Below are 11,493 nucleotides of genomic sequence, written 5' to 3' on the forward strand. Positions count from 1 at the left end.
GTCCAGGACCTGGGCTTCTCGGTGACTCTTGACTCTTCCCGTCAATTGGGTAGCGGCCGCACCGCTCCACTATGTAGGTTGCGAAAGCACGCTGCACCACTTACATACGCCAGCGCCACTTTCACCCGCCGCCCGCCTCACGGGCGGCACCTCACCGGGGGATCTGTCATGTCCGCGCCCACACCCGCCCGTCCTCCCTCCCGCCCCTTCGCCCGCCTCGGACGAGCCGCGGCGGAGAGCGTCTCCGGTCTCCCCCGCCAGTTCTGGTGGCTGTGGACCAGCACCCTGATCAACCGGCTCGGCGCCTTCGTCGCCACGTTCCTGGCGCTGTATCTGACCGTCGAACGCGGCTACTCCGCCTCCTACGCGGGCCTGGTCGGCGCGCTCTACGGCCTCGGCGGCGTCGTCTCGTCGATCGGCGCCGGGGTGCTGACCGACCGGCTCGGCCGCCGGCCCACCATGCTGATCGCACAGCTGTCGACGGCGGCGTCCGTGGCGTTGCTCGGCTTCATGGAGAACCCGGTCGCCATCGCCGCGGTGGCGGGCGTGGTCGGCATGGCGACCAACGCCTCCCGCCCCGCCGTGCAGGCGATGATGGCCGACATCGTCGCCCCCGAGGACCGGGTGCGGGCCTTCTCCCTCAACTACTGGGCCATCAACCTCGGCTTCGCCATCTCCTCCACCGCCGCCGGGCTCATCGCCGAACACGGCTACCTGGCACTCTTCCTCGGCGAGTCCGCCCTCGTCCTGACCTGCGCCCTGGTGGTCTTCTTCAAGCTCCCCGAGTCCCGGCCGGAAGCGGCCCCGCAATCCCCCGGCACGCCCTCGGGATCCGGCCCCGCTCAGGTCTCGATGCTGACCGTCCTGCGCGACGGCCGCTTCATGACCGTCGTCGGCCTCAACCTCCTCCTCGCCCTCCTCTTCCAGCAGGCGTACGTCTCGATGCCGGTGTCGATGGGTCAGGACGGCTTCTCCAGCGCGGACTTCGGCCTGGTGATCGCGGTCAACGGCGTGCTCGTCGTCCTGCTCCAGATCCCGGTCACCCGCTTCATAGAACACCGCAGCCCCGCGATGCTGCTGGTCGGTTCGTCCCTGCTGGCCGGTTACGGGTTCGGGCTGACCGCGCTGGCCGGCTCGGTGGCGATGTACGCGGTCGCGGTGGCCGTCTGGACCCTCGGCGAGATCATCAACTCCCCCACCCAGATGGGCCTGGTGGTCCGCCTGTCCCCGCTCCACGGCCGCGGCCGCTACCAGGGCATGTACGCCCTCTCCTGGTCCATCGCCTCGCTGGCGGCCCCGCTGCTCGGCGGCGTCGTGATCGACCGCTTCGGGGCCGATGCGCTGTGGGGCGCCTGCGCGGCAGTCGGCACCGTGGCGGCGGTGGGGTACGGGGTGCTGCTGCGGCGGATGCCGGACCAGGACCGTACGGAGGCGGTCGCCGGACAGCGGCCCAGGGCGGCGGACGCGGCGCGCGCAGGGAGCGCGGCGGACGCGGGGGTGGCTCCGGCGCCTGCGGAACCGGTGGCGTAGCCGCGCCGGGCGGCCGCGCGCGCGGAAGCCCGGTGCGCCGCGCCCCCAGGGGCCGTCGCTCAGTCGGCCGTCGGCCAGTCCCAGCCCAGCTGGAGGAACATGCCGAGCCGGTCGCTCACCGCGCGGATCTCGGCGATCCTGCCCTCGCGCAGGGTGAAGACCCAGATCTGTTCGACCGAGAACGCCCGGTGGGTGGGCTCCGGCATACGGGGATGGGCGCCGGTGTGCACGCCACTGACGGTCAGACGGGCGACCACGGCGTCGCCCTCGGCGATCAGCTCATCGGCGACCACCACGAACTCGCCGAAGGCCGCCAGCTGTTGTCGGAAGCCCTCGAAGGCGGCGCCGGGCCGGTCCTCCTCGCCGTGAATGATCTTGTTGTGGTCGATGACGTCCCGCGCCAGAAAGTCGGGGAAATCGTCGATCCGGCGCTCATTGACGGCGGCGACGAACCCGTCAACGACCTTTTTGTTCGCGGCCATTGCGGCGACCGCTTCGTTCACGTCGTTCACGGCATTCGCGGTCATGTGTGCCTGCGTCGGCATGCGTCCCACCCCTGTCTTACGACGTAAGAATCTCTTGGCCGTTAGATTGGACTTACGGCGTAAGAAAATCAAGGGCGACGGTGGATGGGGCACGAGGCATGACGGGCAGGGCGGGCAAGCGGACGCGCGGGGAACGGGCCGGGCTGTCACGGCCGTTGGTGCTGGACACCGCGCTGGACCTGGTGGACCGCGAGGGGCTGCGGGGCCTGTCGATGAGGCGCCTCGGGGCCGCACTGGGAGTGGAGGCCATGACGCTCTACCACTACGTGCCCAACAAGGAGGCGCTCCTCGACGGCCTGGTGGAACGGGTCTTCGCCGAGGCGCTGCCACCGGCGACCGAGGGCACGCCCTGGCGCGAGCAACTGATCGGCTACGCGGACTCGTTGCGGGCGGCGCTGCTACGGCATCCCGGCGTACTGCCGCTGGTGGTGACCCGCCCCATGGTGACCCCGGCGGGCCTGGACGCGGTGGAACGCGGCCTGGACGCGCTGACCGGCGCGGGCTTTCCGCTCGGCCGGGCGGTCGACGCGCTCAACGCGCTGTCGCTGTTCGTCGTCGGACACACGGCCGGCGAGGTCGGCGTCGGGGACGATGCCGACCCGGAGGGGCGGACCCCCGGTTCGCCCGGCTGGCTGGCCCGGCTGGACGCCACGCGCTATCCGCTGCTCACCGAGGCGGCACGGACCGGTGCCGGGGTGGACGACCAAGAGCGGTTCCGCTTCGCGGTCGAGGCACTGGTCGCGGGGTTCGCCCAGGTGGAGGGCGACGGGACGGGAGACCGGGCACCCGTCCGCGATCAGCGGTCCGTACCGCTCGAACGGTAGCCGTAGCGGTGGATCGCCGAGGAGAGGCATACGGGGTGGCCGTGCGGCAACCGGGGCCCGGGCAGGTCCTGTTGGGGCGCGGTCTCCCGTAGCCAGTCGAGGACGTCGGTCCCCTCGGGCTGCTCGTGCGTCGCCACGCACCGCCCCGCCCGATAGACCTCCGGGCACGCGGGCTCGCAGTCGAATGCGGCGTCCACCATGGTCGTAGCGGGGACGGCCCGGAGCAGGTCGACCGGGTCGGCGGCGATGATCTCCTCCGTGGCCTCGCCGTTCCGCCCCTCCCCGATCGGGGCGTGCGCCCTTGTCACCGCGTCCGAAGCAGGCATGCCCGGTCCCCCGTCCCCGTTTTCCGCTATCCCGTGCGCCGCTTCCCGGAGGGTGCGGGCAACGCCAACTGGGGTGTATCAGCGGGGAGTTGATGCTACGCGGAGGGCCGTCCCGTCAGATGCGCGAACGCGTCCAGATTGCGGGTCGACTCCCCGCGCGCCACCCGCCATGCGTATTCCTTGCGGATCGCCGTGGCGAAGCCCATCTCCAGCAGGGTGTTGAAGCTGCCGTCGGCGTTCTCCAGGACCGTGCCGAGGATGCGGTCGAGTTCGTCGGGGGTGACGGCGGCGAGCGGGAGTTTGCCGACGAGGTAGATGTCGCCCAGCTTGTCGATGGCGTAGCTGACGCCGTAGAGGCGGGTGTTGCGTTCGAGGAGCCAGCGGTGGACGGCCTCGTGGTTCTCGTCCGGGTGGCGGACGACGAAAGCGTTGATGGAAAGGGAGTGCTTGCCGACGATCAGCGAGCAGGTCGTGGAGAGCTTGCGGGTGCCGGGGAGCTTGATGACGTAGGTGCCGTCGGACGGGGACTCCCACTCCAGCTCGGCGTCCCGGAGAGTGCTCTCGATGGCCTCGATAGGGGTCATCGCCCCACCGGCGGGCCGACCGGCCGCCTCATGGTCCCCACCGACAGCACCCGCATCACCCGTCATCTCACCCATGCAGGGATCGTAGGTGACGGCGGTGCTCCTGCATGGCGGCGGTGTAGACGTCCCCGGTCGCCGCGGCGGCGGTGTCCCAGCCGAAGGACTGGGCGTGCCGGGCGGCGTCGGTGCCCATCCGGACGGACAGCGCCGGGTCCGCCACGAAGCGGCCGAGCGCGCGGGCGTAGTCGGCCGGGTCGTGTCCGGCGACGAGGAAGCCGCTGACGCCGTCGCGTACCGCCACCGGGAGGCCGCCGACCGCGGCCGCGACGACCGGCGTGCCGCACGCCTGGGCCTCTATCGCCACCAGCCCGAACGACTCGTTGTACGAGGGCATGACCAGCACCGATGCCGCGCGGTACCAGTCGGCGAGCTGCTCCTGGCCGACCGGCGGGCGGAACTGGACGAGGTCCGCGATACCGAGCCGGGCGGCCAGCTTCTGCAGGCCCTCCGGCTTGGCCAGACCGCTGCCGCTGGGGCCGCCGACGACGGGGACGACCAGACGGGACCGCAGCGCGGGGTCCTCGTCCAGCAGGGCGGCGGTGGCGCGCAGCAGGATGTCGGGGGCCTTCAGCGGCTGTATCCGGCCGGCGAAGAGGGGGATGATCGCGTCCTGCGGCAGGCCGAGGCGGGCGCGGGCGGCGGCCCGGCTCGCGGCGACGTCGGAGCCGCCGCCGGCGCCGGTCCCGCCGCCGGCCAGCGGCCGGAAGCGCTCCAGGTTCACCCCCGGATGCACCACCGCAACCTGGCCGGGCGCCGCCTCGTAATGCCGTACCAGCTCATCCGCCTCCTCGGCGGTGTTCGCTATCAGGCGGTCCGCGGCGCGCACGACCTGGGTCTCGCCGATCACCCGGGCCGCGGGCTCGGGGGTGTCACCGACGGCGAGGGCGGCGTTCTTGACCTTGGCCATGGTGTGCATGGCGTGCACCAGCGGGACGCCCCAGCGCTCGGCGGCCAGCCAGCCGACGTGGCCGGAGAGCCAGTAGTGGGAGTGGACCAGGTCGTAGTACCCGGGGCGGTGGCCGGCCCAGGCCTGCATCACGCCGTGCGTGAAGGCGCAGAGCTGGGCGGGCAGCTCCTCCTTGGCGAGGCCCTCGTACGGACCTGCGTCCACATGCCGTACGAGCACGCCGGGCGCCAGCTCGACGGCGGGCGGGAGCGTGCCCGTCGTGGCGCGCGTGAAGATCTCGACCTCGATGTTGATCGCGGCGAGCTTCTTGGCCAGCTCGACGATGTAGACGTTCATCCCGCCGGCGTCGCCGGTGCCGGGCTGATGCAGGGGGGAGGTGTGCACGCTGAGCATCGCCACGCGGCGCGGACGGCGCGGTACGCCGGGGAGCCGCAACCGCGGCTGCCCCGGGAACGGGCCGTGGGAACGGCTGCGGAGCCGGGATACGTATTGGCTCACTGCGAGCTACCTCCTAGGCCGGGCGGTCTGTGCGCCTCCGCACCCCTCCAACAACGGAGCCCGCCCATCCATTTCCGTCCGACGCACTCTCCGGCCACTTTGCCAAAGCGTGACCTTCGGTCGGACGGCGGCCCCTCGGCCCGTACTCTCGATGCCATGGCCCGCCGCCCCTCCGCCCCCGCACCGCCCCGTCCCGTCGGAACGGTCACCCGCGGCACCACCAACCCCAACCGCCTGCGCCGCATGGACCGCTGGATAGCCGCCGAACACGGCGCCGAGCTGCGCCGCACCACCGACCCCGTCGCCGTCGACCTCGGCTACGGCGCCGCCCCCTGGACCGCGGTGGAGCTGCTGGCCAGGCTGCGTACGGTCCGGCCGGACGCCCAGGTGGTCGGCATCGAGATCGAACCGGCACGGGTCGCGGCCGCCCAGCCCTACGAGCGGCCGGGGCTGGACTTCGTCCATGGCGGCTTCGAGGTGCCGCTGCCCGGCGGGCCGGGGCGTGCGCCGGTGCTGATCCGGGCCGCGAACGTCCTGCGGCAGTACGACGAGGACGCGGTCGCCGCCGTTTGGCAGCGGCTGTGCGCGCGACTGGCGCCCGGCGGGCTGCTGGTCGAGGGCACCTGCGACGAGATCGGGCGCCGGCATGTGTGGGTCGCGCTGGGCCCCGAAGGCCCCCGTACGGTCACCTTCGCCACCCGGCTCGGCTCCCTGCACACCCCTTCCGACCTGGCCGAACGCCTGCCGAAGGCGCTGATCCACCGCAATGTGCCGGGCGAGCCGGTGCACGCCTTCCTGCGTGACTTCGACCGCGCCTGGGCGGCCGCCGCCCCGCTGGGCGCACTGGGCGCCCGGCAGCGCTGGCTCGCCGCCGTACGCGCCCTGGCGACGGACTGGCCGCTGACCGGGGACCCGCGGCGCCGCCGCCAGGGAGAGGTCAGCGTCCGGTGGGAGGCGCTGGCGCCGCGGGCCTGAGCCCCGCGGGCCCTCCGCTACGCCGCGCCCACCGTCTGCGTGCCCCGCGCCACCACGCCCGCCAGCTCCCGCAGCCGCTCCTCGGTGACCGACCCCCGCGGCGCGCTGTACGTCACCAGCGCCTGGTCCGCGTCCGTGCTCAGCCGGAAGCTCTCGAACGACACCATGAGCTCGCCGACCAGCGGGTTCACGATCCGCTTCGTCCCGCGCAGGCACTCGCTGACCGCCTGCGCCTCCCACACCCGCCGGAAGTCCGCGCTGCGCTCGAGGAGTTCCGTGACGACCTCGCAGGTCCGGAGGTCGTCGGGATTGCGGCCGCTCTCGGCCCGCAGATTGCCGACGACCTCGTCGGCGATCCGCTGCCAGTCCGGGTGCAGCTCGCGCGCCGCGGGGTGCAGGAAGACCAGCAGCGCCGAATTGCGCCGGTCGGGCTCCAGCGCCTCCAGGTCGAAGGCGACCCGGCTGCCGAGCGCGTTCCAGGCGAGAATGTCCATGCCACGTCCGACGATCATGGCAGGGACCGTGTCCGCCATCGCGTCCAGCAGCTGCCGGATCTCGGGCCGTACCGTCCGACCGGGCGGCACCGCCCCCGGCGCACACCCGCCGCCCGCCGCACCGCCCCGCCGCCGCGGCACGGCCACATTCCGCAGATACGTGATCTCGCCGCCGGTCAGCCGCAGCGCCCGCGCAATCGCCTCCAGCACGGAATCCGAGATCGCCGGCGCCCGCCCCTGCTCGATACGGGTGTAGTAATCGACGCTGATGCCGGCGAGCTGGGCGACCTCCTCGCGCCGCAGCCCACGCACCCGGCGGCGGTTGACCCCGCCGGGCAGGCCGAGCCCGGCCGGGTCGAGCGCCGCGCGGCGCGCCTTGAGGAACGAGCTGATCTCCACTTCCGCATGCAGCATCCCCCCAGTATGCGACGCACCGCCGGAAGGGTGGTTCCGCCGGACCCAGGCTGTAACGGGCCTGGCCCGCTCCGTGCACGGCCAGCAAGGTGGTCCCCACACGCCTCGGGGACGCCACGCACCGCACCGGCCCCCGAGAACTCGCAGAAGGAGCAGCTCATGAAGCGCAGGATCCTCGGCGGCACCGGCATCTCGGTCAGCGAGTACGCGCTGGGCACGATGATGCTCGGCGCCTGGGGCAACACCGACCACGACGCCTGCGTACGGATCGTGCACCGCGCGCTGGACGCCGGCATCAACTTCGTCGACACCGCGGACGTGTACGCCGCGGGCGAGTCCGAGGAAATCGTCGGCAAGGCGCTCAAGGGACGCCGCGAGGACGTCGTCCTGGCCACGAAGGCCGTCAGCTCGATGGGCGACGAGCCCAACCACAGCGGCAGCTCCCGGCGTTGGCTGGTCCGCGCGGTGGAGGACAGCCTGCGCCGGCTGGACACCGACTACATCGATCTCTACCAGATGCACCGGCCCGACCCCACCACCGACATCGACGAGACGCTCGGCGCGCTCTCCGACCTCGTACGGTCCGGCAAGGTACGGGCCGTCGGCTGCTCGACCTTCCCCGCCGAGCAGATCGTCGAGGCCCACTGGACCGCCGAACGCCGCGGCCATGTGCGCTTCCGCAGCGAGCAGCCGCCGTACTCGATGCTGGCGCGGGGCGTGGAGAACGCGGTGCTGCCGACCGCGCAGCGCCACGGCATGGGCGTGCTGACCTGGGGGCCGCTCAGCGCGGGCTGGCTCTCCGGCCGCGACCTCACGGCCAGCTCCCGGGCCGGCCTCGAATCGCAGAAGTTCGACCTCTCGGTCCCCGAGAACGCCCGCAAGGCCGAGGCGGTCAACGCCCTGTCGAAGGTCGCGGCCGAGGCCGGCCTCACCCTCCCGCACCTCGCGACCGCCTTCGTCCGCTCGCACCCCGCGGTCACCTCCGTCATCATCGGCCCGCGCACCCTCGACCAGCTCGACAGCCTGCTGGACGGTTCCGAGGTCACCCTGAGCGCGGACGTACTCGACCGCATCGACGCCATCGTCCCGCCGGGTACCGACCTCAACCGGGCGGACAGCTACTACGTCCCGCCGGCCGTGGCGGACGCGTCGCTGCGGCGGCGCTGAGCGCCCAACCCCTGATCGGCCCGCCCCGGCCGGTCAGGGGCCCGGCTCTCCACCCACTCACACCGGGTCCGGATGCTCCGCGTCCCACGCCTCGCGTGCGGCGGTCACCACGGGCCGGTGGGCGATCGACCAGTCGGCGAGGGCCTTGACGAGGTGGGTGAGGCTGTGGCCCGTCTCGGTCAGCTCGTACTCCACCTGGGGCGGGACGGTGGCGTACACGGTGCGTTTCACCAGTCCGTCGCGCTCCAGGCGGCGGACGGTGAGGGTGAGCATGCGCTGCGAGATGGCGCCCGGGATGGCGCGCTGGAGCTCCTTGAAACGGCGGACGCCGGCGGCGAGTTCGACCACGACGTAGACGGACCATTTGTCGCCGAGCCGGTCCAGCACGTCACGGACACCGCACTCGTCCTGCGGCGTGTCGCAGGAGATCACCGGCCCGGCAGCCGCCGGAGTGGTTACCGCGGTGTGCCCTGCTGACATGAAAGTGCCTCCTTATGCGCGCGAGCTCCTCTGCGGAGGATGGAACCACACAGCTCAGGAGGGCTTCCCATGATTCTGGTAACCGGCGCCGCAGGCGCACTCGGACAGCTCGTCGCCGAGAAGCTGGCGGCGCGCGACGACGTCGTGCTCGGCACCCGCACGCCCCGCTCCGCGGCCGAGCGCCGCGTCGACTTCGACGACCCGGCGTCGCTCGATTTCACCGGCGTGGACACGCTGCTGCTGATCTCCGCCGGATACGGCGAGGACGACGCCGTCATCGCCCGCCACGAAGCGGCCGTCTCCGCCGCCGAGAAGGCGCACGTACGGCACCTCGTCTACACCAGCCTCAGCGGCGACGGCGACCACCTGGCATACGCGCTCGCCCACCGCTGGACCGAGCGCAGGATCCAGCGGAGCTCTCTGCAATGGACGATCCTGCGCAACGGCCTGTACGCCGAATTCCTCGCCGCCATCGCCGCTCCGGGCCCCGACGGCACCGTCTCCGCGCCGCTGGGCGACGGACGTCTGGCCGCCGTCGCCAGGGAGGATCTCGCGGAGGTGGCGGCCCGCGTGGCGGCCGCCCCGGAGCACCACACGGGCCGCAGCTACGAACTCGTCGGCGAGGAGCCCCTGGGCGGCGCCGAACTGGCGGCCGCGGTCGACGGCACGTACGCGCCCGGCTCGCTCGCCCGGACCCGGGAAGCGATCATCGCGGCCGGGGCGGCCCTGCCCTTCCAGGTGCCGATGCTGGTGGGAACGTACTCGGCGATCGCCGCCGGCTTCCTGGACGGCACGGGCGTCGGCCACAACGCGCTGCGCGAACTGCTCGGCCGGGCCCCGCAGTCCGCCCTGGAGGCGTACGCCGCCACGGTCTCCGGGACGCGACCGGCATAGGTCCGGCGTCGGCGTTGCCCCTCGCCTCGATGTTCGAGAGTCAGGGTGGCTAAGGGCTGTCCCGTAATGCCTGGTGGATCAGCGCACGGCGTCAGATGCGGTGCATCGCAAGGCGGAGGGACTTCCGGATACTGGGCGTATCCGGATGTTCCGACAACGCGGCGAGGCGCCGTAGCTGTCGTCGTGCGCCCGCCAGGCATTACGGGACAGCCCTTAGGGTTTGCGCCGTGACGCAGAACGCGGTTCCCCAAGGTTGGTACCAGGACCCCTACGGTGCACCGGTTTTGCGCTGGTGGGACGGCTACCGCTGGACCGAACACACCCAGCCGCCCCCCACCCCCACGCCTGCCCCCGCGCCCGACCGGGCAGCGGTGCCCCCGCAGCAGGCCTACCCACAGACTCAGCAGCCGTACGCACAGGGCCAGCAGGCGTACCCGCAGCAGGCATACGCGCAGCCCCAGCAGCCGTATCAACAGGCTCCGGCCCAGCAGCCGTACGCGCAGGCCGCCCCGGCTCAACAGGCTTATCCACAACAGGTCCCGCAGCAGCAACAGCCCCACCCCCAGTTCCAGCAGCCCCACTCGCAGAAGGGCGGCGGGCCCGAGGCGCTGCTCTCGGCCGATCTGCTGCTGGTCGAGCAGGACTTCAAGTGGGTGGACATCACCACCAGTTATGGGGTGCGGGACCGCAACGGCGCCGAAATCGGCTCGGTCGCCGAGACCGGCCAGAACGCCGCGCGCAAGGCGCTGCGGTTCGTCAGCACCATGGACCGCTACCTCTCCCGGAAATTCGAGATCCGGGACGGCGCCGGCGTGCCTTTTCTGGTGCTGAGCCGAGGCGTCAAGGTGGTTAAATCCCGGGTGGCGGTCGAGCGGCCGGACGGCACTCCGGTCGGCGAGATCGTCCAGGACACGGTGATCGGCCACGTCAGCTTCGACCTGATCGCGGGAGGCCGGACCCTCGGGCAGATCAAGGCGGAGGGCTGGTACGCCTTCACCTTCACGATCACCGACCACACCGGCGCCGAGGTGGCCCGCATCGGCCGCGGGGTGCTGGACCTCGTCCTGGACATCATCGGCGGCTCGGACTTCTACCACCTTCAGGTCCTGCGTCCACTGCCGGAACCCCTGCGCACCCTGGTCATCGCGGCCGCGCTCACCGTGAACACCATGCTCAGGCCGGACAAGGACGGAAACGCCTAGGAGCCGGCCCAGCGCGTGTCCGGTGAGTCGCCGACGACCCACCGGACACGCCCTGAGCCGGGGCACCGCACCGGGCCCGGCGACCTGGGCCCCGGACCGCGCGGCTGCGTCGGTCGGCAGGGAGGCGCCATGCCCCGTCGGATGCGGCCTGGGTGCGGCCTTTTACAGGCGGATGACGTTGTTGCAGCCCAAGGACGCGCCCATCCTGGTGGACTGCACGCCCGGCCTGCCCTTGTGCCCGTACTTTCCCCACAGGCCGTGCCCGATCGCGACCTCGCCGAGTACGTCGACGTTCTCGTCGAACAGCTTGCACGAGACGCCCTGCCGAATGATGACCTTGCGGCCGTGCGACTTGCCGTGATGGTGGCCGCCACTCGACTGCTGCTGGTAGGAGTTCTCGTAGCTCGACTGGCTGCGACTGTAGTTGCCCTCGCCCGTCCCGCCGCCGGCGTAGGCCGTGCCGGCGCCGAGGAGGCCGACGCTGCCGAGCACGGCAACCACGAGGGCAGCCTTGCGAACCTTGCGCATGTCATCTCCGATAGCTCGAGCGGATGCGATCAGTAATTGATCGACTTCATACAGTTAATGGAGGT

Annotated in this window: 13 protein-coding genes; 6 read left to right on the plus strand and 7 right to left on the minus strand. The window is 72.0% G+C overall.

The genetic code is table 11. From position 1 onward, the window contains the following. Positions 1 to 168 precede the first annotated feature (168 nt). Positions 169 to 1,530, plus strand: coding sequence for an MDR family MFS transporter (locus ACIGWZ_RS14465; protein WP_400064245.1), 1,362 nt, complete (start codon positions 169 to 171; stop codon positions 1,528 to 1,530). 59 nt (positions 1,531 to 1,589) lie between these two features. On the opposite strand, the gene ACIGWZ_RS14470 is transcribed toward ACIGWZ_RS14465, so the two are convergent. Beyond that, entirely contained in the window at positions 1,590 to 2,075 is a 486-nt protein-coding gene (locus ACIGWZ_RS14470; protein ID WP_400064247.1) for an ester cyclase, read from the minus strand. Between the two features lie 98 nt (positions 2,076 to 2,173). Between ACIGWZ_RS14470 and ACIGWZ_RS14475 the strand changes: the two genes are divergently transcribed. Continuing rightward, entirely contained in the window at positions 2,174 to 2,899 is a 726-nt protein-coding gene (locus ACIGWZ_RS14475; protein WP_400064249.1) for a TetR/AcrR family transcriptional regulator C-terminal domain-containing protein, read from the plus strand. On the opposite strand, the gene ACIGWZ_RS14480 is transcribed toward ACIGWZ_RS14475, so the two are convergent. The 3 genes from ACIGWZ_RS14480 to mshA all read right to left on the minus strand — a co-directional run bounded on the left by ACIGWZ_RS14480 (position 2,872) and on the right by mshA (position 5,274). Further along, entirely contained in the window at positions 2,872 to 3,225 is a 354-nt protein-coding gene (locus tag ACIGWZ_RS14480; protein WP_400064251.1) for a hypothetical protein, read from the minus strand. The genes ACIGWZ_RS14475 and ACIGWZ_RS14480 overlap by 28 nt on opposite strands. Positions 3,226 to 3,320: 95 nt before the next feature. Beyond that, complete coding sequence (locus ACIGWZ_RS14485) at positions 3,321 to 3,809, minus strand: YbjN domain-containing protein (protein ID WP_400064461.1); 489 nt, start codon at positions 3,807 to 3,809, stop codon at positions 3,321 to 3,323. A 67-nt stretch (positions 3,810 to 3,876) separates the two neighbouring features. Beyond that, positions 3,877 to 5,274: a D-inositol-3-phosphate glycosyltransferase gene (mshA, locus tag ACIGWZ_RS14490; RefSeq protein WP_400064253.1), complete on the minus strand. Its 1,398-nt coding sequence runs from the start codon at positions 5,272 to 5,274 to the stop codon at positions 3,877 to 3,879. Positions 5,275 to 5,430: 156 nt separating this feature from the next. Here mshA and ACIGWZ_RS14495 point away from each other — a divergent pair, with 156 nt between their 5' ends. Next, positions 5,431 to 6,249 (plus strand): class I SAM-dependent methyltransferase, encoded by an 819-nt coding sequence (locus ACIGWZ_RS14495; RefSeq protein WP_400064255.1) that lies wholly within the window; start codon positions 5,431 to 5,433, stop codon positions 6,247 to 6,249. 17 nt (positions 6,250 to 6,266) lie between these two features. On the opposite strand, the gene ACIGWZ_RS14500 is transcribed toward ACIGWZ_RS14495, so the two are convergent. Further along, complete coding sequence (locus tag ACIGWZ_RS14500; protein WP_400064256.1) at positions 6,267 to 7,157, minus strand: helix-turn-helix transcriptional regulator; 891 nt, start codon at positions 7,155 to 7,157, stop codon at positions 6,267 to 6,269. Positions 7,158 to 7,316: 159 nt separating this feature from the next. On the opposite strand from ACIGWZ_RS14500, the gene ACIGWZ_RS14505 reads away from it, so the two are divergent. Continuing rightward, positions 7,317 to 8,324 (plus strand): aldo/keto reductase, encoded by a 1,008-nt coding sequence (locus ACIGWZ_RS14505; protein WP_400064258.1) that lies wholly within the window; start codon positions 7,317 to 7,319, stop codon positions 8,322 to 8,324. 57 nt (positions 8,325 to 8,381) lie between these two features. On the opposite strand, the gene ACIGWZ_RS14510 is transcribed toward ACIGWZ_RS14505, so the two are convergent. Continuing rightward, on the minus strand, positions 8,382 to 8,804 hold the full coding sequence (locus ACIGWZ_RS14510; protein ID WP_400064260.1) for a winged helix-turn-helix transcriptional regulator: 423 nt from the start codon (positions 8,802 to 8,804) through the stop codon (positions 8,382 to 8,384). Between the two features lie 69 nt (positions 8,805 to 8,873). Here ACIGWZ_RS14510 and ACIGWZ_RS14515 point away from each other — a divergent pair, with 69 nt between their 5' ends. Together ACIGWZ_RS14515 and ACIGWZ_RS14520 are read left to right on the plus strand one after the other, a co-directional pair. Continuing rightward, complete coding sequence (locus ACIGWZ_RS14515) at positions 8,874 to 9,698, plus strand: NAD(P)H-binding protein (RefSeq protein ID WP_400064262.1); 825 nt, start codon at positions 8,874 to 8,876, stop codon at positions 9,696 to 9,698. 227 nt (positions 9,699 to 9,925) lie between these two features. Then, positions 9,926 to 10,900, plus strand: a complete 975-nt coding sequence (locus ACIGWZ_RS14520; protein ID WP_400064264.1) for a phospholipid scramblase-related protein — start codon at positions 9,926 to 9,928, stop codon at positions 10,898 to 10,900. 162 nt (positions 10,901 to 11,062) lie between these two features. Here ACIGWZ_RS14520 and ACIGWZ_RS14525 read toward each other — a convergent pair whose 3' ends face one another. Continuing rightward, complete coding sequence (locus ACIGWZ_RS14525) at positions 11,063 to 11,428, minus strand: hypothetical protein (RefSeq protein ID WP_400064266.1); 366 nt, start codon at positions 11,426 to 11,428, stop codon at positions 11,063 to 11,065. Between the last annotated feature and the right edge of the window lie 65 nt (positions 11,429 to 11,493).

The sequence above is a fragment of the Streptomyces sp. NPDC053427 genome, from assembly GCF_044544985.1.
Taxonomy (GTDB): domain Bacteria; phylum Actinomycetota; class Actinomycetes; order Streptomycetales; family Streptomycetaceae; genus Streptomyces.

Coding starts and splice junctions, on each gene's coding strand:
- ACIGWZ_RS14495 (WP_400064255.1), top strand. CDS start 5,431: ATGGCCCGCCGCCCCTCCGCCCCCGCACCGCCCCGTCCCGTCGGAACG.
- ACIGWZ_RS14485 (WP_400064461.1), bottom strand. CDS start 3,809: ATGACCCCTATCGAGGCCATCGAGAGCACTCTCCGGGACGCCGAGCTG.
- ACIGWZ_RS14500 (WP_400064256.1), bottom strand. CDS start 7,157: ATGCTGCATGCGGAAGTGGAGATCAGCTCGTTCCTCAAGGCGCGCCGC.
- ACIGWZ_RS14525 (WP_400064266.1), bottom strand. CDS start 11,428: ATGCGCAAGGTTCGCAAGGCTGCCCTCGTGGTTGCCGTGCTCGGCAGC.
- ACIGWZ_RS14515 (WP_400064262.1), top strand. CDS start 8,874: ATGATTCTGGTAACCGGCGCCGCAGGCGCACTCGGACAGCTCGTCGCC.
- ACIGWZ_RS14470 (WP_400064247.1), bottom strand. CDS start 2,075: ATGCCGACGCAGGCACACATGACCGCGAATGCCGTGAACGACGTGAAC.
- ACIGWZ_RS14480 (WP_400064251.1), bottom strand. CDS start 3,225: ATGCCTGCTTCGGACGCGGTGACAAGGGCGCACGCCCCGATCGGGGAG.
- ACIGWZ_RS14465 (WP_400064245.1), top strand. CDS start 169: ATGTCCGCGCCCACACCCGCCCGTCCTCCCTCCCGCCCCTTCGCCCGC.
- ACIGWZ_RS14475 (WP_400064249.1), top strand. CDS start 2,174: ATGACGGGCAGGGCGGGCAAGCGGACGCGCGGGGAACGGGCCGGGCTG.
- ACIGWZ_RS14505 (WP_400064258.1), top strand. CDS start 7,317: ATGAAGCGCAGGATCCTCGGCGGCACCGGCATCTCGGTCAGCGAGTAC.
- ACIGWZ_RS14510 (WP_400064260.1), bottom strand. CDS start 8,804: ATGTCAGCAGGGCACACCGCGGTAACCACTCCGGCGGCTGCCGGGCCG.